Origin of the sequence: Paraclostridium dentum (assembly GCF_048568265.1) — a bacterium.
Classification (GTDB): domain Bacteria; phylum Bacillota; class Clostridia; order Peptostreptococcales; family Peptostreptococcaceae; genus Paraclostridium; species Paraclostridium dentum.
In genome coordinates, this window is the sequence record NZ_CP183813.1 from 537,269 (window position 1) to 559,069 (window position 21,801).

Below are 21,801 nucleotides of genomic sequence, written 5' to 3' on the forward strand. Positions count from 1 at the left end.
TTAAAATATAAAACTGGTAGTAATACTTATTAAAGCATTACTATCAGTTTTTTACGTTGAAGGAAGATATGTTTAACAGAAAGTTTTAAATAATCATTAAAAATTTAAATAATAACCACTTATAATATTTATTTTACTTATGATAAAAGCAGTAGTAAAATAATACTTGGAATTGATAAGATAAATTAATTTATATCATAGATGGAGGTTATATATATGGAAAATACAGTAGAAGCTATTGCTACCAATAATTTATTAATAATATTTTCAGCAATAGTTGTAATAGGAGTCATATTAGGTAAATTAAGTGAAAAGCTTAAATTACCAGATGTAATACTATATTTAATAGCAGGAATCATAATAGGGCCGGCAGTTTTAAACTTAATAAGTGTAGATTCATTTCCTATAGAAAATAATCTTATATTAACTTTTGGATCAGCATTTATTCTTTATGAAGGTGGCCGAGAAGTTAACTTAAAAGTTTTAAATAAAGTAAAGGTTAGTGTAGGGCTATTAGCAACATTAGGAGTTGTAATATCAACTATAGTAGTAGGATTTGCTACTAATAAAATTTTTGGACTTCCAATAATGACATCTTTACTTGTAGGAGGAATAATAGCATCAACAGACCCTGCAGCACTTATACCAGTATTTAAGCAAGTTACTATAAAAGATAAAATAAAGCAAACAGTAGTAAGTGAGTCGGCATTTAACGATGCAGTAGGAGCTATAATTGTAAGCACACTTCTTGCGATAGTTACATCAGGAAGTTTTTCAGCAGGAGAAAGTGTAAAAGAGCTATTAGTAGCAGTTGTTGTAGGAGTTATAGTGGGAATTATTATTGGATATGTTTTCTCAGTTCTTATATGTGATAATAAATGGGGAATATTCCATTCATATGCACCTATAATATCTATACTTAAAGTTATATTAGCTTATGAAATAGCAACATATTTACATGGAAGTGGATATATGGCGGTATTTATAGTTGGACTTATAGCTGGAAATAAAAAATTATTTGGATTATGGGTTCCTGAGGAATCTTTCCAATCTGAACATCACTTTAGAGATAGTGTAGCATCTTTATGTCGTATGTCAATATTTGTGGTATTAGGTACTCATGTTGATTTAGGAGCACTAGCTCAATATTGGTTACCTTCTTTGATAGTAGTATTAGTTTTAATGTTTATTGCAAGACCACTAGTAGTATTAATTTGTACAGTATTTGATATTAAAGCTAAATGGAAAATAAACGATAAATTATTTATGATGTGGGTTAGAGAAACTGGAGTTATACCAGCTGCATTATCTGGTATAGTTGTATCGATGAAAGTTCCAGGATACGAGATAATATCTTCGATAGTATTTATGACAATACTAATAACTTTAATAGTTCAAGCTAGTACTACTAAGCTAGTAGCTAAAAAGTTAGATGTATTAGAGTTTAAAGAAGAGAACTTAGAGCAAGAAAAAGCTGCATAAAAATCAAATTAGGGTGTCTTTTTAGGCATCCTATTTTTTATGCTTAAGGAAATTATACTTAACTAATATTTGAGGATAACTTATGGAGTATAATAATACTAATGTTTTTGTGAAATTAAAAAATAGGTTAAAATTATTATTGACTCTAACACTATGTAATACCTTAATATATTTTTAAGGAGGTTAGCAACAGTTAAACAAAAGTTATAAAGCTTTATAAATCGCTTTTGAGTTTCATATGGTAATTACTTGTAACACCTTGCAAATACTAATGTTAAACTATTTATAGGATATAATATTAGTATAGGTGAGGTGATAAAATGAAAGGTTTTACTCTAAGGGTATACCCTACAAAAGAACAAGAAATTCTTATGAGAAAGCATATAGGGTGTCAAAGATATATTTATAACTGGGGACTTAACTTAAATAACAAGTTATATGAAAAAGAACAAAAGAAATATAGTGCAACCGAATTAGGTAAAATGCTAACTCAATATAAAAAAGAAGTTATATGGCTTAATGAGGTATCTAATGCAACCTTAAAAGAAGGACTTAGGAATTTAGACAAGGCGTACAATAACTTTTACAAAGGTAGAGCAAAACTACCTAAGTTTAAAAGTAAGAAAAAATCCAATGATACTTTTTATAGTAGATATGACAAGATAAAGTTTTATGAAAATCAAACAGTAAACTTATAAAAGATAGGTAAGGTTAAATATAAATCAAGTTACGATATAGATTTAACCCAAATAACTAAACTCTCTAATCCTAACGTAGCCTTCAATGGTAGATGTTGGGTGTTAAGATTTGGAATTGAAATAGAACATAATCATATTGAGCTTACAGATAAAGTATTAGGTATAGATTTAGGGATAAAACAACTAGCAATAGTTAATGAAGAAGGACTAGATACACATAATATAAACAAGACTAGAATAGTTAAAAAATTAGAAAAAAAGCTAAAAAAACTTCAAAGACAATGTTCAAGAAGATATGAAAATAATAGAGAGGGGGTACGTTACCATAAAACTAAGAACATTGCAAAACTTGAATTAAAGATTAACAAACTTCATAGAAAACTTAAAAATATTAGATTAAATCATATGCATCAAGCTACATCTAAAATGGTGAAATCCAAGCCTAAGATGATAGTTATGGAAACGCTTAAAATATCCAATATGATGAAAAATAGACATTTAGCTAAATCTATACAACAGCAATGTTTTTATAAATTTATAGAGCAAATTAAATATAAATGTGAATGGAATAATATAGAATTTGTTCAAGTGCCGACATTCTATCCTTCAAGCAAAATGTGTAGTTGTTGTGGTAGTATTAAAAAAGATTTAAAACTATCAGATAGAGTTTACAAATGTAAATGTGGTTTTATATGTGATAGAGATAAAAATGCTACTTATAATTTAGCTAATTATGGATTAGAAATATCACTTTAAAGATATTCTAATTTGGGGATTCGTTATACCCCACACCTGTAGGTGCAAAGTCTATGGAGTGTTATATCAAACGAAAGTAGCTTAGGCAAAATCGGACACTATGAAGTAGAAAATAAACAATCTTTATAAAGTTTTGGTAACGGTAAATATGTATAAAGTAAATGAAGTTTCGAAACTAAGTGGAGTAAGTATTAGGATGCTTCACCATTATGATAAAATTGGAGTTTTAATTCCTAGTAAAAAAACTGAAAAGAATTATAGGCTATATAGCGATCAAGATATAAAAAGATTATATCAAATCTTAACACTTAAAGAATTGGATTTTTCATTGAATGAAATTAAAAAAATTTTAGATGATAAAAATTTAAATAAGAAAGAAGTTTTATCATTTCAAAAAAATTTGATATTAGAAAAAAGAAATAGATTAAATAATATAATTCAGTCTATTGATGAACAAATAAATGATTTAGGAGGAAATAAGAGTATGAGTAAAAAAGATTTTAAGGTATTTGATTATGAAAAAATTAAACAGCACGAGGAAAAATATAAAGATGAAACAAAGAGAAAGTATGGGGATAGTGATGCTTATAGTGAATGTAAACAAAAAACTAGTTCATATGGCGAAAACGATTGGAAGAAAATAAGCGATGAAGCTAATAAAATTTATGAAGAATTGGCACAATTGATGGATAAATCTCCTGCAGATGAAGAAGTGCAAATTGTGATTGAAAAATGGAGAAATCATATAAGTGAAAATTTTTATGATTGTACAATAGAGATTTTTAGAGGTCTAGGAATAATGTATGTAGCAGATGAGAGATTTACAAAAAATATAGATAAGTATAAATCAGGATTAGCTCAATTTTTAAGTGATGGAATTAATGTATACTGTGATAATCATATTAATTAAAAATATATAGCAACTGAACAAATAGAAAGTGGTATGAGGTTAAATAAAAATTAATTTTATACCACTTTCTATTTGTTTTAAAAGACCTTCATAGTAAAATATATGTAAAAGGATAATATAAAGGAGCGTTTTATGGGAGATATTTTATTATTAGAGGATGATAGGTCTTTAAATAGGGGGATAAGCTTTAAATTAAAAAGAGAAGGATATAAAGTATTTACAACATTTAGTATAAGTGAAGCTAAAGATATATTTTTAAGTGAAGAGATTGATTTGATTATATCTGACATTGGACTTCCTGATGGAGATGGTTTTGAATTTTGTGAATATATAAGAAGTATAAGTGATGTTCATATAATAATGCTAACTGCATTAGACCAAGAAGTTGATATAGTTACTGGGTATGATGTTGGAGCAGATGATTACATTACAAAACCATTTAGTTTAATTATTTTAATATCTAAAGTAAATGCAATCATGAATAGAATTGTAAACTCTAGCAATGAAACATGTATAAGTTGTGAGGGGATAACTTTTAACTATGTAGATAGCAAGCTTACAAAAGAAGAAAATGAAATAATTCTTAGTAAAAATGAAAGTAAATTACTTAAGTACTTAATGGAAAACTCATGTCAAACTGTAACTAAAGAACAATTGATGGAAGCTTTGTGGGATATTGATGGGAATTATGTAGATGAAAATACTGTAGCAGTGAATATAAGAAGACTTAGACAAAAGGTGGAAGATAACCCATCTACTCCTAAATTTATAAAAAATATAAGAGGGATTGGATACACTTTTGAAAAGAGGTGTATTAAAAAATGATAGATTTATTAAGAAGAGAGCCAATTGTGAAGCGTATATCTATATATATGGGGATAGGATTAATAACGATTTTATTTATATTTAGCATTAATCAATATAACAATTTAAAAAACATATATTTAGAACAACTAAATATAAATAAAAAAATTGTGGGGTCTATAGTAAGTGAACACCCAGAGCTTGAGGCAGACATAGTAAATAGTATATATATTAATGATAAAGACTACAGTGATTTAGGCGATAAGGTATTGAAAAAATATGGATATGATAAAAATTATAAAATGATAGAAAATATAAATTTTCAACAACATATAAAGTATTTCCTGGTAAATAATTTAATTGTTTTTGTAGGAATCATAATATTAATAATGTTAATAATGTGCAATTTGATGAAATATGTATTTAATAAATTAGATAAAGTAAGTAAAAATGTAGAATGTATAATTCATGGGAAATACAATATAAAAGATGATTTTAAAGAAGAAGGTATATTCAATATAATTCATTCAGATTTAAATAAATTATCAAAAAGTATAAATGTTAAAATTAAAGATTTAGATAAAGAAAAAGAAAATATAAAAGAGCTAGTAACTGATATATCACATCAACTTAAAACGCCATTAGCGTCTTTGAAATTATATAATTCATTGTTATTAGAAGAAGATTTAGATGAGGAAGATAGAACTGAGTTTTTGAAAACAAGTAGTATGTCTATAAATAAATTGCACAGTCTTATTGAGTCTTTAGTAAACATATCAAGATTAGAAACAAGTATGATAAGTATAAAAAAAGAAAATAAAAACATAAAATCCACAATTATTAAGGCTATAGAAAGTGTAAAGCCAAAAGCTATTAATAAATGTATATCTATAAATTTAAATGATTTTGATGATAAAATAGTACCTCATGATTCTAAGTGGACAGAAGAATGTATATTTAATATTTTAGATAATGCAGTTAAATATACTAACTTAAAAGGGAAAATAGATATATATGCTCAAGATGCTATAAATTTTATGAGGATTGATATAAAAGATAATGGAATTGGAATTGATAAAAATGAATTTAATAATATTTTTAAAAGATTTTATAGAAGTGAAGAAGTTCAAGAGTTAGAAGGTTCAGGGGTTGGACTTTATTTAAGTAGAAAAATACTTGAAAGCCAAGGTGGAAATATAATTGTATCATCTCAAAAAGGTGAAGGTAGTAAATTTTCTTTGTTTCTTACGAAAGTGTAAGACTTTATGAAAGTGTTATGTAAGATTTAAAGCTTAATATTAAAGTATAAAAAGTAAGAAAAAGAGAAGGAGTAAATTATATGAGTATATTAAAAACTAGGGGCTTGAAAAAATATTATGGAAATGGAGAAAACTTAGTAAAAGCAATTGATGACAATAACATAGAAATAATTGAAGGGGAATTTGTAGCTATAGTAGGAAAATCAGGTTCAGGGAAAAGTACATTATTACATATGATAGGCGGGCTAGATAGACCGACAGATGGAAAAGTATTTATAGATGGTAAGGATATATTTTCATTAAAGGACGAATCTTTAGCTATTTTTAGAAGAAGAAAAATAGGATTTATATTCCAATATTATAACTTGATACCATCGCTAAATGTTTGGGAAAATATAGTACTTCCTATAGGTCTTGATAATAAGACTGTAGATGAAGAATTTATAAATGATATAATAAATGCTTTAGGATTAAGTGATAAAAAAGAGTCACTTCCAAATACTTTATCAGGAGGGCAACAACAAAGAGTTGCCATTGCTCGTGCATTAGCAACTAGACCGTCTATAATATTAGCTGATGAACCAACTGGAAACTTAGATTCAAAAACATCAGATGAGGTAATGAGTTTACTAAAATCTATGATAAAAAAATATAATCAGACATTAGTTATGATAACTCATGATGAAACTATAGCACAAATGGCAGATAGGGTTATATATATTGAAGATGGAAAGGTCTTAAAAGGTGGTGTTATAAATGATTAACACTACTAAAATAGCAAAAAGCAATTTAAAACAAAATAAGTCAAAATCTACACTAATTATTATTACTATAATTCTAGCAACTACACTTTTAGCTTCTGTTGGATTGACTTGTGCAGATTGGGATTTTCTAAATAAAGAAAATGTTAGGAAGTACTCAGGAACTCAACATGGAGTTTATAGAAAGATAGATGAGCAAAAACTAAAACAAATTAAAGCTCATTCACAAATTGAAAAAGTTGGAATTATAAATGGTATAGGAAGTAAGGATTATGAAGATGAAACTAAAATAGGTATAGCTTATATGGATAATAATGCTACAGAATTTAATAACAAAATTTTTATAGATGGAAAACTTCCAACTAAAAAAAATGAAATTGTTTTAGATGATTTAGCTTTAGAGAAAATGGGATATGAAAAAAAATTAGGTCAAAAGATTAATTTAGAATACGAGGATTCTACAAAAAAGGGGATTACTAAATCAGAGTTCATATTAACTGGAATTACAAAAGTAAATGAAATTTCTAAACTTAAAAAATCTTATGCAGGCATAGTATCGAAAGAGTATATGGAATCAACTAGAGATATGGACAAAGAAATTTCAAGCGTACTTGTAACTATAAAAGGTGAAAATAAATTGTCTGGTGAAGAACTTATATCAAAAGTAGAAAAAATAGGTAAGGACTTAGATATACCAAAAGGTAGTATAAAAGTGAATGAAGACTATATAAATACCTTAAAGCCAGATACTCAGGTTATAATGTGGGGAGCTACAATAGCAATAATAGTTATATTATCTAGCATATTAGTAATTTATAATATATTTTATCTATCAATAACAAGTAAAGTTCAGGAGTTTGGAAAACTTAGAGCTATAGGAGCTACTAAAAAACAAATAAAAACAATTGTTTTAAAAGAGGGAATATTTTTATCTATAATAGCTGTACCACTAGGAATTGTATTAGGATATGTAATAAATAAATTTGTATTAGTAAATTTATTTTTTCACGGAGCAGATGTACAAAAACTTCCAATAATAATAGGTGTGATGGCTGTAAGTTTCTTAACCGTGTTTATATCTTTGTTAAAGCCTATGAAGGTTGCATCAAAAGTATCTATTATTGATGCTGTAAGATATAGTGGAGATATAAAAACAAAATCTAAAACTAGAAAAGGATATAAATATATAAATATAAAAAGACTTTCGAATGCAAATTTAAAAAGAAATAAAAAACGCACTTATGTAACTATAATATCACTTTCATTAAGTGGAATAATATTTGTAGTTATGGCTAGCATTTTAAATTGTATAGATGCTGAAAAAATGGCAAAAAGACATTTTCCTTATGATATAAGTATAAATTTATCAGGATATACTTTTGGAGAAGAAGATAGTCCAAATACTGAATTTAATATTTTACAAACTAAAAACCCATTAGGTAAAGATTTTAGAGGCGAACTTTTAAATATGGATGGAGTTGTGAGTTTAGAAAGTGGAAACAGTTCTAAAGTTCAAGTTAAAAGTTTTGGAAATGAGTATAAATATGAGCAGTTATCGGGAATAGATGAGAAAGATTTAGAGGATTTAGAATTTTATCTTGAAGATGGAAAAATAGATATTGAAAAGTTGAAAAATGGTGATGAGATACTTTTCACATACCCAGAACTAGCAAAAGAGTTTGGGATAAAAGCAGGAGATAACATAACTTTAACATTATATGATGGAAAAGATGAATTCGATAAAACATTTAAAATTCAAGCTATAACATCAGGGCCGGGTATTTTTACAATTCACGATGATGCATTTAAAAAGTTGTTTAAAACAGACACAACTGACAACTTAGGTATACATGTTGCTGAAGGTAGTTACGACGATGTAAAAGAATTTATTAAAAACTTAGATAAGTCAAACGAGTATATAGACGCTAGATATATAGATGATGAAATAGAATCCAATAATATGATTATAGGAATGACTAAAGCTGTAGGATATAGTTTGGTTATAATAATAGGGGTTATAGGCTTTATGAATTTAATAAACTCTATGATAACTAGTATTATAACTAGAAAAAAAGAATTAGGAATGTTACAAGCTATAGGTTTAACAGACAAACAACTTATAAAAATGTTAAATATCGAAGCTATGTTTTACACAGGGACTATGCTTTTAAGTTCCTTAACACTAGGAAGTGGGTTAGGATATATTGCTGTTTGTGTTTTTAGGAAAACTGGAGCTTCTTATGCATCGTACGCATTCCCAATTATTCCTATTTTAACTATGGTTTTATGTATAGTTATTGCACAGTTAACATTGACTTATATAATAAGTAAGAATTTTAATAAAGAATCTTTAATTGATAGAGTTAGATACAACGAATAAAACAAAAAATGTTTTATGTTAATTATGTTAAATATGTTAAGTAATAGTTAAATTGCTAGACTTATATAAAAATAAATACTAATATACATACAATATAGTTGCTTGGAACTATAATTATCTAAAGTGAAGGAAGGAATAATATTTATGAGCACCAGGAAGAAGATAAGTATAGCATCATTATTAATAGCATTGGGGATTGTATATGGAGATATCGGAACATCTCCGCTATATGTTATGAAAGCTATACTAGGGACTAACGGAGGATATATTTCTGAGGAATTAGTATTAGGTGGAGTATCTTTAGTATTTTGGACATTAACTTTACAAACAACAATAAAGTATGTTGTTTTAACTCTTAAAGCAGATAATAATGGTGAAGGTGGTATATTTTCATTATACACACTAGTTAGAAAAAGGGCTAAGTGGCTAGTTGTTCCTGCTGTTATAGGGGGAGCAGCTCTCTTAGCTGATGGAATGATTACACCAGCTATGACGGTAACTTCAGCTATTGAAGGTTTAAATTTAATATATAAGTTAAATACTGATACTATAGTAATAATAGTTATTTGTATATTGGCATTTTTATTTTCATTCCAAAAATTTGGAACAAATAAGATTGGAAAGCTGTTTGGACCTGTGATGTTTACTTGGTTTTTAATGCTAGCACTATTAGGTATATCGCAAATTATAAAATATCCACAAGTAGTAAAAGCAATAAATCCATACTATGGAATAAAACTATTGATTAATAGTCCTAGTATAACCTATATATTAGGAGCTGTTTTCTTATGTACAACAGGAGCAGAAGCACTTTATTCGGATTTAGGTCATTGTGGAAGAAAAAACATCTATTATAGTTGGGTTTTTGCAAAAATATGTTTAGTGTTAAATTATTTAGGTCAAGGAGCATGGCTTATTTTAAATAATGGAAATGTAGTTAAAGATAATCCATTTTTCTTAATAATGCCAAGTTGGTTTATTATACCAGGAGTAATAATAGCTACACTAGCAGCTATTATAGCTAGCCAAGCTCTTATAACAGGAGCGTTTACACTAATATCAGAAGCTATAAAATTGAATTTATTCCCAAGACTTAGTGTTAGATATCCAAATGAAGAAAAGGGTCAAATATATATACCTTCAGTAAATTATTTAATAGGGATAGGATGTATATTACTAGTTTTACATTTTAAAAAGTCAGAACATATGGAAGCTGCATATGGACTTGCGATAACAGTTACTATGTTGATGACAACTATATTACTGTCTCAATATGAAAAATATAATAAAAAAAGACGTGTATTAAGTTTATTTGTTTTAGTTGTATTTGGAGGAATAGAAATAAGCTTCTTATTTGCCAACTTATCGAAATTCTTCAAAGGTGGATATATAACATTAATAATAGGGTTAATTATAATACTTATTATGTATGTGTGGATTCATGGGTCAACTATAAAAAGAAAGCACAATAGATTTAGTAAAATACTTGATCATTTAGATAAATTTGATGCAATAAAGAAAGATACAGATATACCTATATATTCAACTCATACAGTATATCTAACTCAGTCTCAAAATAGAAATTATGTAGAGAATAAAATCCTACATTCGATATTTAATAAGAGGCCAAAACGTTCAAGATACTATTGGTTCTTACATGTAAAGGTAACAGATGAGCCGTACACAATGAATTATAGGGTTCATACAATACAACCAAACCAGATATTTAGTATAGAGTTTGAAGTAGGATTTAGAGTTGAGCAGAGAGTAAATGTATTTTTACGTGAAGTAATACAGGATTTAATTGCTTCGGGAGAACTATCATTTGATGTTAAAGATTATATGATAAATAATGATGAAGATAAAAATGTAGGTGATTTCAAATTTATAATTTTAGAAGAAGTAATTTCTAAGGAAAGTCAATTATCAAATTGGGATAATTTAATAATGAGTTTTAAAATATTTATAAAGAAAATCACTGTATCTCCTGAAAAATGGTTCGGTATAGATACAAGTATTGTTGAAGTAGAAAAAGTACCTATAACTATAGGTAGGATTAAAAAGATTAAACTTAAACGAGTAAATTAGAATATATAAGTATTAAAAAATTATGGAGTCCTCAAAATGTAATTATTTTGAAGACTCCCTAATTTATTTAACAATAATCTGACTCATCATAATTAAGAAGTTTATTTAAAACCCTTTTTATAATGTCATAACTAAATCCTTTATAAGCTAAGTGTTGAGAAATTTTTTGATATATTTTATTTCTATCTTCATTTTTCACACGTTCGTATCTTTTTTTAGCTAAATGCATTGCATTTTCAAACTCTACATCACTATCTATATCAGACATAACAGAATCTATCGTATTTCTATCAATACCTTTATTATATAAGTTTTGTTTTATTCTGTTTTTACCACACTTATTAACTTTTAAGTTTGTATTTGTTATTCTCTGAGCAAGATCTTCATCGTTTACGAAATTATACTTTCTTAAAAAGACTAGAACTTCATCTATAATATCCTCATCAAAGTCATTTGATAATTTGCTTATTATATTCTTTTCTGATTGAGGTGCTTTAGAAAGTATTGATAAAGCCTTGTTTTTAGCTTTTATATACATTTCATCATGTAGTAAACCTTTTAATACATTTTCATCGATTTCCATTCCTTTTTTTAAGTTTAACGCAAAAACTAGTTCTTTGTAAATTCCCATAAAAAACTGTTCATTTAAATATATGTTAACTCTATCTTCATTTTTTTTCTGAGCTTCTATTTTTGTTATTATAGACATAACTACCTCCTTAAAAAAACTTAACTTAATGCATTTTAATCATGTACAAAATTATACCGTAAAATATAGAATAATTGTATCAAAGAAGCTAAAATTAATGATACAATAAAAGTATAAAGGACAAAAGGAGATTTTTAATGAGAATTGATGAATTAGTATTAAAGGCGAAAAATTTTAACAACCTAAAGTCAAATTTTCATAAAATGGGAAATGAGAATGTAAATATAGGTATAATGGGAGGAACTTTTGACCCTATACATTATGCACATTTAGCAACAGCAGAATATGTAAGAGAAACGTACAATCTTGATAAAATACTTTTTATACCAACTGGTAACCCACCTCATAAATCAAAACTAAGAACGGATAAAAAAGATAGATATAATATGGTTTTATTGGCTACAATGAATAATGATGATTTTGTTGTTTCGGATATGGAGATAAATAGAAATACTAGAACTTATACAATAGATACTTTAAAAGAATTACATAAAATTTATCCAAATGCTAATATATACTTTATAACTGGAGCTGATACTATTTGCGATATGGAAAGTTGGAAAGATGTTGGGGAAAATTTTGAATTAGCAACTTTTATAGCAGCAAATAGACCGGGAATAAATTCTAATGAAGCTAAAATGAAAATAGAAAGATTAAAATCTAGATATGATGCTAATATAAGGTCAGTAAATGTTCCTTCGCTGGATATATCGTCAACTTATATAAGAAGCCATATAAAAAATGGGAAATCTATTAAATATTTAATACCTGAATGTGTGGAATCTTATATTTATGAAAAAAAAATATATACAAATGGAGTTGAATAATTTTGGATTCGCAAAATTTAATAATTAAATTAAATGAAATGCTACCTAAAAATAGAATGTTACATTCTGAAGGTGTTGCTAAGTGCGCAGTAAATTTAAGTAAGATATATGGATATGATGAAGAAAAGGCATACCTATCAGGTATACTTCATGATTGTGCAAAATATTTAAGCCAAGAACAAGTTGAGTATTATGTAAAAAAATATGAAATATACTTAGATGATTATGAAAAAGAAAACTTAGCATTGTCTCATAGTATAATAGGATCAGTTTTAGTTAGACATGAATTTTTTATAGATGACTTAGATATAGTAACTGCTGTTAGGTATCATACTACAGGAAGATCTAATATGGACATGCTAGAAAAAATTATATACATAGCGGATATAATTGAAGAAAATAGAAATTATCCTGGAGTAGAAGAACTAAGAGAGCTAGCTTATAATGGGCAAATGGATAAGGCGTTATTACAATCTTTCGATAATACTATAAAGTTAGTAATAGATAGAAAACAAATAATACATCCTAGAACAATAGAAGCTAGAAATTTTATTTTAGAAAAATAAATAATTTTTATAAAATAAATCACAATAAGTATAAATTAATAATAATATAGAATTAATAAATTGAAGAAGTGTAAATAATAGCGATAACAGGTCAACACTAAGAATATAAATTTAGTATTATGAAGTTAGTTTTTTGTGGTATAATATAAAAACGCAAAAAATAAGGAAGGTAGGAATTTAATATGACGACAGTAGAACAAATGGTTAAAGTTATATATGATGCTATTGATGATAAACTAGGTAAAGATATATCTATAATAAAAGTAGGAGAAGTATCAAGTTTATGTGATTATTTCGTAATAGCTACTGCAGGATCTACAAGACAGGTAAAAGCTGTAGCTGATAATGTAGAAGATGAACTTACTAAGTTAGGTATAGAATCAAGAGGTAAAGAAGGATACGAAACACAAGAGTGGATACTATTAGACTTTGGAGATATAATGGTTCACGTATTTAATGAAGAAAATAGAGCATACTATAACCTAGAGAAAATGTGGAAAGATGCTCCATATGTTGATGTTGACACATTAGCTTAATAATTATATAATAATAAGATATAATTAAAAATTAAAATAGACTAGAGTAGTAAAATTAAATTTAGATTTCAGAGAGCTAGTGGATGGTGTGAACTAGTATTAAATTGATTTGAACTTGCTAGATACAATCTATTTAACCGTAGTTGGTATAAAGACTAGTACGAGAGGATTATTTTTTAAAAATAATCAATTAGGGTGGTACCGCGAGTAATATCCTCGTCCCTAAACATTAATTTGTTTAGTGACGGGGATTTTTTTATACGTGTATATTGGTCAGCGAAGATGTTAGATTAGTTGATGACGAAACACTTAAAGTCCAAATGACTTTGTGTGAAGGAAACAACTAATCTAACAACGAGCGACCCACACGAAACAAAAAAATAGGAGGTAAAAAAATGAACGTTTATAAACCAAATGAAGTTGAAGCTAAATGGCAAAAAACTTGGGATCAAAATGATCAATACAAAACTGATACTAATGATACAACAAAACCAAAATACTACACATTAGAAATGTTACCATACCCATCAGGTAAAATACACATGGGGCACGTTAGAAACTACTCTATAGGTGATGTTATAGCTAGATTTAAAAAGATGCAAGGTTACAATGTTCTTCATCCAATGGGATGGGATTCATTCGGACTTCCAGCTGAAAATGCGGCTATAAAGCATGGAATACATCCTCATAAGTGGACTATGGAAAATATAGAAGACATGAAGGGTCAATTAAAATTATTAGGACTTAGCTATGATTGGGATAGAGAAATAGCAACATCTACTCCAGAGTACTACAAGTTCACTCAAGAAATATTCTTAAAGTTCTTAGAGCATGGATTAGCATACAAGAAAAAATCTTTTGTTAACTGGTGTCCATCTTGTGAAACAGTTTTAGCTAATGAGCAAGTTGTTCAAGGAGCTTGTGAAAGATGTGATTCAGTAGTAGTTAAAAAAGACTTAGAACAATGGTATTTTAAAACTACTCACTTTGCAGAAGAGTTACTTCAAGATTTAGATACTTTAGGTGGATGGCCAGAAAAAGTTAAAACAATGCAAAGAAACTGGATAGGAAAAAGTACTGGAGCTGAAATAACTTTCGATATAGATGGAAGTGATAAATCAGTAACAGTATTTACAACTAGACCAGATACAGTACACGGAGTTTCTTATATGGTTTTAGCTCCAGAGCATGATTTAGTTAAAGAGTTAGTTGCTGGAACTGAGTATGAAGAAGGTGTAGAAAAGTTTATAACTAAAATGTACACTATGACTGAAATAGAAAGAACTTCAAGCGACTTAGAAAAAGAAGGAATGTTCATAGGTAAACATGTTATAAATCCATTAAACGGACAAAAAGTTGAGTTATGGATAGCAAACTATGTATTAGTTGACTATGGAACAGGTGCAGTTATGGCAGTTCCAGCTCATGATGAAAGAGATGCTGAATTTGCAGCTAAATATAACTTAAACGTAGTTGAGGTTATAAATGAAGATAACGTAATGGTAAACTCTGGTGAGTTTGATGGAATGGAAGCTTCAAAAGCATTTGATGCAATAATAGAAAAAATAGAAGAAATGGGAATAGGAAAGAAAACAGTTAACTATAGATTAAGAGACTGGTTACTTTCTAGACAAAGATATTGGGGATGTCCAATACCTGTAGTGTACTGTGATGAGTGTGGATTAGTACCTGAGAAGAAAGAAAACTTACCTGTATTATTACCAACAGATATAGAATTTACAGGTAAAGGTGAATCACCACTTACTACATCAAAAGAATTTATGAATGCTACTTGCCCATGTTGTGGAAAGCCAGCTAGAAGAGAAGTAGATACAATGGATACTTTTGTTGATTCTTCTTGGTATTTCTTAAGATATATAGATGCCCAAAATACTAATGAGCCATTTAGTAAGGATGCAGTTAACAATTGGATGCCAGTTGATCAATATATAGGTGGAGTAGAACATGCTATAATGCATTTACTTTACGCAAGATTCTTTGTTAAAGCATTTAATGAAATGGGAATGTTAGACTTCAAAGAACCATTTAAAAACTTATTAACTCAAGGTATGGTTTTAAAAGATGGAACTAAGATGAGTAAGTCTAAAGGAAATGTTGTATCTCCACTTGAAATAATAGACGAGTACGGAGCTGATACTGCTAGATTATTCGTATTATTTGCAGCACCACCAGAAAGAGATTTAGAATGGTCAGAACAAGGTGTTGAAGGATGCTTTAGATTCTTAAATAGAGTTTATAGATTAGTTGATGAATTAGCTGATAAAGCTAAATGTGATGCTAATATGGGTGAATTAACTAAAGAAGATAAGGCTATGAGATTCACTATAAATGCTACATTAAAGAAAGTAACTGAAGACTTAAATGAGAAGTTTGGTTTCAATACTGCAATATCTGCATTAATGGAATTAATAAACGAAATGTACAAATATAAAGAGTTAGAAACTAGAAATGATGCAGTTATAAAAGAAGCTATAGAAACTATAGTTACAATAATAGCTCCATTTGCTCCTCATATAGGTGAAGAATTATGGACTATGATAGGTAAAGAAGGAAGTATATTTGATATATCTTGGCCAAAATATGATGAATCTGCTTTAGTTAAAGATGAAGTTGAAGTTGTAGTTCAAATAAACGGTAAAGTAAGAGGTAAATTAAGTGTTGCTGCTAATATATCAAGAGAAGATATGCAAGAAGCTGCAATGAATGATGAAAAGATAAAAGCTTTAGTAGAAGGAAAAACAATAGTAAAAGTAGTAGCTGTTCCTAAAAAGCTTGTTAATATAGTTGTAAAATAATAAATAAGTTATATAGAATAAAAAAGGTCTTTTTAAAAAAGACCTTTTTTTATTTACATAAGTAAGCAATCTAACTAAAAAAATAAGGTGATTTTAAAATTTAAAATGAAAAAATCATTAAAAATAAAATTAAATTAAAAAAAATAAAAAATTTTTTTAGGGGAAAAATAACAGGAAAACAGAGGAATCAACATGTTTGTAAATTTTTTGACAAATTGAAAAATTCCCAAAAAATGTTTTCCTGTTGATTTTTGATGGGAAAGTATATACAATAAAGATGTCAAACAATTATAAATTAAATCTAAACATTATGGGAGTGAGTAAAATGACAAGAGTTACATTACAAGATGTTAAAGATGCTAGAGAAACTATAAAAGACATAGTTAAAACAACTGATTTGTTAGAAAGCGTTAAGCTAAGTGAAAAGACTGGGGCAAACGTATATTATAAATGTGAAAACTTACAAAAGACTGGATCTTTTAAAGTAAGAGGGGCTTGCAACAAAATAGCAAGTTTAACTGATCAAGAGAAGGCAAACGGTGTTATAGCATCAAGTGCTGGAAACCATGCACAAGGTGTTGCACTTGGAGCTAAACTAAGCGGAATAAAAGCTACAATAGTAATGCCAGCTACTGCACCACTTGCAAAAGTTACTGCAACTAAAGGATATGGAGCAGAAGTAGTTCAAGAAGGTTTAGTATATGATGATGCATATGCAAAAGCTGTTGAAATACAAAAAGAAACTGGAGCAACTTTCTTACATCCATTCAATGACAAATATGTTATGGCTGGACAAGGAACAATAGCTCTTGAAATATTTGAACAATTAAATTCAAATGTTGACACTATATTATGCCCAATCGGTGGAGGGGGAATAATAGCTGGTATAGCAACTGCTGCTAAAGCTTTAAACCCAAATGTTAAAATAATAGGTGTTCAAACTGCTAACATACCATCAATGAAAGAATCTATAGAACAAGGACATGTTACAACTGCATTTAAAGCTACTACAATAGCTGACGGTATAGCAGTTAAAACTCCTGGAGATCATACTTTTGAAATAATAAAAGAGTTAGTTGATGAAGTAATAGTTGTTGAAGAAACTGAAATAGCACAAGCTATGTTATTCTTATTAGAAAACCAAAAATTAGTATCAGAAGGTTCAGGGGCAGTATCAACAGCTGCATTATTAAGCGGAAAATACAAACCAGCTAAAGGTGAAAACGTTGTATGTGTAATATCTGGAGGTAACGTAGATGTTAACACATTATACAGAGTTATAGGAACTGCATTAGCTTCAGAAGGTAGAAGATATGCATTCAAAACTAAAATACAAGATAAGCCAGGCGGATTAGCTGAGTTAACTCAAATAATAAGTGGATTAAATGCAAACATATTAAATGCAAATATGACAAGACCACCAAAAGAAACTCTTGGAAGTTTATATCTTGAAATAGAATTAGAAACATTCGACCAAGCTCATATAGATAAAATAAAATCAGCAGTAGAGTCTGCAGGGTTTGCAATAGAAGATTAATTTATGATATAATGGGTATATAATAAAAAAGTGAAATTATGCTTGCATAATTTCCACTTTTTTACTATATTCTGTATACAATATATACAATTTAGTAGTATAATATTACTGAAAAAAGTATAATATAAAAACAAAACCTATATAAAAGAAGGAGAGATTGATTATGAAACAAGTAATACATACAGAAAAGGCTCCTAAAGCAATAGGACCATACTCTCAAGCTATAAAAAATGGAAACATGGTATTCGTATCAGGACAAGTTCCATTTAACCCAGAAACTATGGAAATAGTTGAAGGTGGAGCAAAAGAGCAAGCTGCTAGATCATTAGAAAGCTTAAAAGAAATATTAGCTGCATCAGGAGCAACTTTTGCAGATGTAGTTAAGACTACAGTATTCATAAGTGATATGAATGATTTTGCTGAAATAAATGAAGTATACGCTTCTTTCTTCGGTGAAAACAAACCAGCTAGATCTTGTGTAGAAGTAGCTAGATTACCAAGAGATGTTAAAGTTGAAATAGAAGCTATAGCTATAGTAAAATAATAATAGACTTTAAAATGGCCATACCTCTTTATAGGATGGTCATTTTATGAGTTAAGCGACTATTGGAAATCATTTACAAAACAAAAGAAAAAAGACAATTTGATGAAAAGAGGTATTATTAATGGCTAAAGATTATAGTGTATTTGATGTCGTAGGACCAAATATGATAGGTCCATCAAGCTCGCACACTGCAGGTGCTGCAAGATTAGGGAAAATGGCATTAAAAATAGCAGGTAAACCTGTTAAAGATGTTAAGTTCTACTTACATGGATCATTCGCAGAAACATACAAAGGACATGGAACAGATAAAGCATTAGTTGGTGGTATATTAGGATTCCAACCAGACGACGCTAGAATAAGAAATTCTTTCGACTTAGCTAAAGAATTAGGTGTAAGCTTTGAATTCATTAAAGCTAACTTAGGAGAAAACGAACATCCTAACACAGTTAAAATGGAAATGACTTTAGAAGATGGGTCTAAGGCAGAAGTTAAAGGAGCATCTATAGGTGGTGGAAACATTAAACTTACTGAAATGGACGGATTACCACTTGACTTTAACGGTTCTAGACCAGCAGTTATACTTGAAATAAAAGACATACCTGGGGCTGTATCTTTCGTAACTGGACTTCTTGCTCATAACAACAAGAATATAGCAAATATGTCTACTAATAAGCCAGCTGGAGCTGAGTATACATTCGTTACAATAGAAACAGATGAAGCTTTAGATGTTGATGTATTAGATCAATTAAGAAAATTTGAAGTTATAGCGAAAGCTGTAGTTTTAGACAAATTCTAATGAGTAAGGAAGGGTGACAGAATATGAAATACAACTTTACAAGCGGAGCAGAATTAATAGAAAAATGTAAAGAATTTAACATGACTATAGGTCAATTATGTTTAGAAAGAGAAGCTGAATTAAGCGGACTTTCTAAAGAAGAAGTAAGAGAAAAAATGGCTGTTAGTTTAGATATAATGAAAAAAGCTACTGAAAGAGCTGTAACAGAAGATATAAAATCTGTTGGAGGTTTAATAGGTGGAGAAGCTAAAAAATTAGAAAATCACAGAAATACTCAAAAAACAGTTTGTGGTGGATTAATGAATAAAGCTTTAGCTGCTGCAATGGGAACAATGGAAGTAAATGCTTCTATGGGGCTTATAGTTGCTGCACCTACAGCTGGTTCTTGTGGTATATTACCAGGAGCTATAGTTACTATAGGTAAAGAATATGGATTCAGTGATGATGAAATGTTAGATGCATTATTTACAGCATCAGCTATAGGAGCTATAATAACTAGAAATGCAACTGTTGCAGGAGCTGAAGGTGGATGCCAAGCTGAAACTGGTGCTGCAGCTGCAATGAGTGCTGCTGGTATAGTTGAGTTAATGGGTGGAAGTGTAGAAGCTGCTGTTGCTGCTGCATCTCACTGTTTACAAAATGTAATGGGATTAGTTTGTGATCCAATAGCAGGTCTTGTTGAAGTTCCTTGTCAAGGAAGAAATGCTATAGGTGTTGCTAATGCTTTAATATCTGCAGAACTTTGTTTAGCTGGAATATTAAATATAATACCATTTGATGAAACTGTTGAAGCTATGTATAAAGTTGGTAGAGGTCTTCCAATGGAGTTAAGAGAAACTGCATTAGGTGGAGTTGCTGCTACTTGTACAGGAAACTGCTTAACTAAAAAAATATTCGGATAATAAAAAAGAGGCTATCAGCCTCTTTTTTTAATGTCTTTTCCTACGATTTTTTTTATTTGAATACATATTGCTTTTTTTCTTCGCATATATATTTTTTCTTCTTTTCTTTCTTCTTACCTTTTTCTTAACTAAAACTAACACAATGAAAATTACAACTATTAAAATTGCACCAATTATAATTGATTGGAAGCTTTTTACTATTGGATTGTTTAATATTGATGAAAATACATTTGTAACATCATTTTGAGCTATTAGAGGAATGTTTGCAACGGGATTTTTACCTTTATCCTTATAAACCTCTAATGTACCTACAGTATCACCTTTTTTTATTGGAAGCTTTATATCATTTAAATTAGCCTTAGCTTCAAATGTAGGTGTAGTTTCACCTTTATTAATAACTGTATAATAACTATACTTAGGTTCGTATTCTAATTTTCTTCCCTTTGCATACCATATAAACTTAGAGTCTACAAAATCATTTTTCTCAATCGCTTTTTGAGATTTGAAATTATCAAATCCATAATCTAAAAGAGTTCTACTATCTGTATATAAGTTAGGCTCACCATCTGCTTTAAATACAGCAGCAACTAATCTCATATCATCTTTTTTGGCGCTAGAAAGTAGACATTTACCAGCGTCATCTGTATATCCAGTTTTTATACCATCTACTATGTCATACTTAATATCTGTATTTTGTCCTTTATAAGGAATTGTAGTAGTTCCTGTTAAAAATTTGTTTGTGTTAATTAATGTTCTTTCTGGTGATAAATTTGTAGCTGGTACTTTTATTGTTTTTTTATTTACTATGTTTCTAAAATCTTCATTATTCATTGCTTCTCTTGCCATTAAAGCCATATCATAAGCTGATGTGTAATGTTCAGGGTCAGGTAATCCATTTGGATTATGGAAATGAGTATTCTTAGCACCTATCTTTTTAGCTTCTTCGTTCATTAAATTTGCAAATTCTGGAATAGATCCACTAATATGTTGAGCTAAAACAACAGCTGCATCATTTCCAGAAACTAAAAGTAAACCTTCTAATAGTTGCCTAACTGTAACTTGCTCCCCTGGAACTAAATACATACTTGTTCCACCTACATTTCCTATATTACCAACAGTTACAACCTCATCTAGGTTTTTGGCGTATTTTAACGTAAGGTAGGCAGTCCACATCTTAGTTGTAGATGCTGGGTATAAATTTGCATTAGAATTTTTTTCATATAAAACTTTTCCACTTGTGTAATCCATTAAAACTGCATATTGAGCAGATATATTAGGAGGTGGTGTTTCTGCGAATGAAATGTTACCAAATGCAAATAAATTAACAAAAGTTATTATGAATGATAATAATACTGATACTTTTTTTAACATTTTTTGTCCTCCGATTGTAAACTTATATTTTAGTATAACATATTTATGTCAATAATCAA

Annotated in this window: 19 protein-coding genes and 1 other annotated feature; of the genes, 17 read left to right on the forward strand and 2 right to left on the reverse strand. The window is 28.7% G+C overall.

Annotation, left to right across the window (positions count from 1 at the left end; translation table 11 throughout):
• The first annotated feature begins 216 nt into the window (after positions 1-216).
• The 9 genes from ACN6I1_RS02350 to ACN6I1_RS02390 all read left to right on the forward strand — a co-directional run bounded on the left by ACN6I1_RS02350 (position 217) and on the right by ACN6I1_RS02390 (position 11,138).
• Positions 217-1,482: a cation:proton antiporter gene (locus tag ACN6I1_RS02350; RefSeq protein WP_419742589.1), complete on the forward strand. Its 1,266-nt coding sequence runs from the start codon at positions 217-219 to the stop codon at positions 1,480-1,482.
• Between the two features lie 320 nt (positions 1,483-1,802).
• A complete protein-coding gene (locus tag ACN6I1_RS02355; protein WP_419742590.1) occupies positions 1,803-2,180 on the forward strand; it encodes a helix-turn-helix domain-containing protein in 378 nt (125 codons plus the stop codon).
• A 3-nt stretch (positions 2,181-2,183) separates the two neighbouring features.
• Positions 2,184-2,936, forward strand: coding sequence for an RNA-guided endonuclease InsQ/TnpB family protein (locus tag ACN6I1_RS02360; RefSeq protein ID WP_419743288.1), 753 nt, complete (start codon positions 2,184-2,186; stop codon positions 2,934-2,936).
• 148 nt (positions 2,937-3,084) lie between these two features.
• Positions 3,085-3,846 (forward strand): MerR family transcriptional regulator, encoded by a 762-nt coding sequence (locus ACN6I1_RS02365; protein ID WP_419742591.1) that lies wholly within the window; start codon positions 3,085-3,087, stop codon positions 3,844-3,846.
• A 132-nt stretch (positions 3,847-3,978) separates the two neighbouring features.
• The gene (locus ACN6I1_RS02370) at positions 3,979-4,671 is read left to right on the forward strand and encodes a response regulator transcription factor (protein WP_419742592.1); all 693 of its coding nucleotides are present in this window, start codon (positions 3,979-3,981) and stop codon (positions 4,669-4,671) included.
• Positions 4,668-5,909, forward strand: coding sequence for a sensor histidine kinase (locus tag ACN6I1_RS02375; RefSeq protein WP_419742593.1), 1,242 nt, complete (start codon positions 4,668-4,670; stop codon positions 5,907-5,909). Before ACN6I1_RS02370 ends, ACN6I1_RS02375 begins: the two co-directional genes overlap by 4 nt.
• A gap of 80 nt (positions 5,910-5,989) precedes the next feature.
• Positions 5,990-6,673 (forward strand): ABC transporter ATP-binding protein, encoded by a 684-nt coding sequence (locus ACN6I1_RS02380; protein ID WP_170074917.1) that lies wholly within the window; start codon positions 5,990-5,992, stop codon positions 6,671-6,673.
• A complete protein-coding gene (locus ACN6I1_RS02385) occupies positions 6,666-9,050 on the forward strand; it encodes an ABC transporter permease (protein ID WP_419742594.1) in 2,385 nt (794 codons plus the stop codon). The genes ACN6I1_RS02380 and ACN6I1_RS02385 overlap by 8 nt, the downstream gene beginning before the upstream one ends.
• 144 nt (positions 9,051-9,194) lie before the next feature.
• Positions 9,195-11,138 carry a KUP/HAK/KT family potassium transporter gene (locus ACN6I1_RS02390; RefSeq protein WP_419742595.1) on the forward strand — a complete coding sequence of 648 codons (1,944 nt, stop codon included), beginning with the start codon at positions 9,195-9,197 and terminating at the stop codon, positions 11,136-11,138.
• Between the two features lie 67 nt (positions 11,139-11,205).
• On the opposite strand, the gene recX is transcribed toward ACN6I1_RS02390, so the two are convergent.
• Positions 11,206-11,847 (reverse strand): recombination regulator RecX, encoded by a 642-nt coding sequence (recX, locus tag ACN6I1_RS02395; protein WP_419742596.1) that lies wholly within the window; start codon positions 11,845-11,847, stop codon positions 11,206-11,208.
• Between the two features lie 137 nt (positions 11,848-11,984).
• Here recX and nadD point away from each other — a divergent pair, with 137 nt between their 5' ends.
• The 8 genes from nadD (at position 11,985) to sdaAA (ending at position 20,371) form a co-directional block, all read left to right on the forward strand.
• A complete protein-coding gene (gene nadD, locus ACN6I1_RS02400) occupies positions 11,985-12,674 on the forward strand; it encodes a nicotinate-nucleotide adenylyltransferase (protein WP_419742597.1) in 690 nt (229 codons plus the stop codon).
• A gap of 2 nt (positions 12,675-12,676) precedes the next feature.
• On the forward strand, positions 12,677-13,240 hold the full coding sequence (yqeK, locus tag ACN6I1_RS02405; RefSeq protein ID WP_419742598.1) for a bis(5'-nucleosyl)-tetraphosphatase (symmetrical) YqeK: 564 nt from the start codon (positions 12,677-12,679) through the stop codon (positions 13,238-13,240).
• Between the two features lie 182 nt (positions 13,241-13,422).
• Positions 13,423-13,776 (forward strand): ribosome silencing factor, encoded by a 354-nt coding sequence (gene rsfS, locus ACN6I1_RS02410; RefSeq protein ID WP_021432065.1) that lies wholly within the window; start codon positions 13,423-13,425, stop codon positions 13,774-13,776.
• 30 nt (positions 13,777-13,806) lie between these two features.
• Positions 13,807-14,003: a binding site (T-box leader), on the forward strand.
• 168 nt (positions 14,004-14,171) lie between these two features.
• Positions 14,172-16,592 carry a leucine--tRNA ligase gene (gene leuS, locus ACN6I1_RS02415; RefSeq protein ID WP_419742599.1) on the forward strand — a complete coding sequence of 807 codons (2,421 nt, stop codon included), beginning with the start codon at positions 14,172-14,174 and terminating at the stop codon, positions 16,590-16,592.
• A gap of 325 nt (positions 16,593-16,917) precedes the next feature.
• The gene (ilvA, locus tag ACN6I1_RS02420; RefSeq protein WP_419742600.1) at positions 16,918-18,129 is read left to right on the forward strand and encodes a threonine ammonia-lyase; all 1,212 of its coding nucleotides are present in this window, start codon (positions 16,918-16,920) and stop codon (positions 18,127-18,129) included.
• A gap of 160 nt (positions 18,130-18,289) precedes the next feature.
• Complete coding sequence (locus tag ACN6I1_RS02425) at positions 18,290-18,673, forward strand: RidA family protein (RefSeq protein WP_025162072.1); 384 nt, start codon at positions 18,290-18,292, stop codon at positions 18,671-18,673.
• Between the two features lie 121 nt (positions 18,674-18,794).
• The gene (gene sdaAB / locus ACN6I1_RS02430) at positions 18,795-19,469 is read left to right on the forward strand and encodes an L-serine ammonia-lyase, iron-sulfur-dependent subunit beta (RefSeq protein WP_021429814.1); all 675 of its coding nucleotides are present in this window, start codon (positions 18,795-18,797) and stop codon (positions 19,467-19,469) included.
• Positions 19,470-19,492: 23 nt separating this feature from the next.
• Positions 19,493-20,371, forward strand: a complete 879-nt coding sequence (sdaAA, locus tag ACN6I1_RS02435; RefSeq protein ID WP_021432068.1) for an L-serine ammonia-lyase, iron-sulfur-dependent, subunit alpha — start codon at positions 19,493-19,495, stop codon at positions 20,369-20,371.
• A 27-nt stretch (positions 20,372-20,398) separates the two neighbouring features.
• Here sdaAA and ACN6I1_RS02440 read toward each other — a convergent pair whose 3' ends face one another.
• Positions 20,399-21,742, reverse strand: a complete 1,344-nt coding sequence (locus tag ACN6I1_RS02440) for a D-alanyl-D-alanine carboxypeptidase family protein (RefSeq protein WP_220796755.1) — start codon at positions 21,740-21,742, stop codon at positions 20,399-20,401.
• Positions 21,743-21,801: the final 59 nt, after the last annotated feature.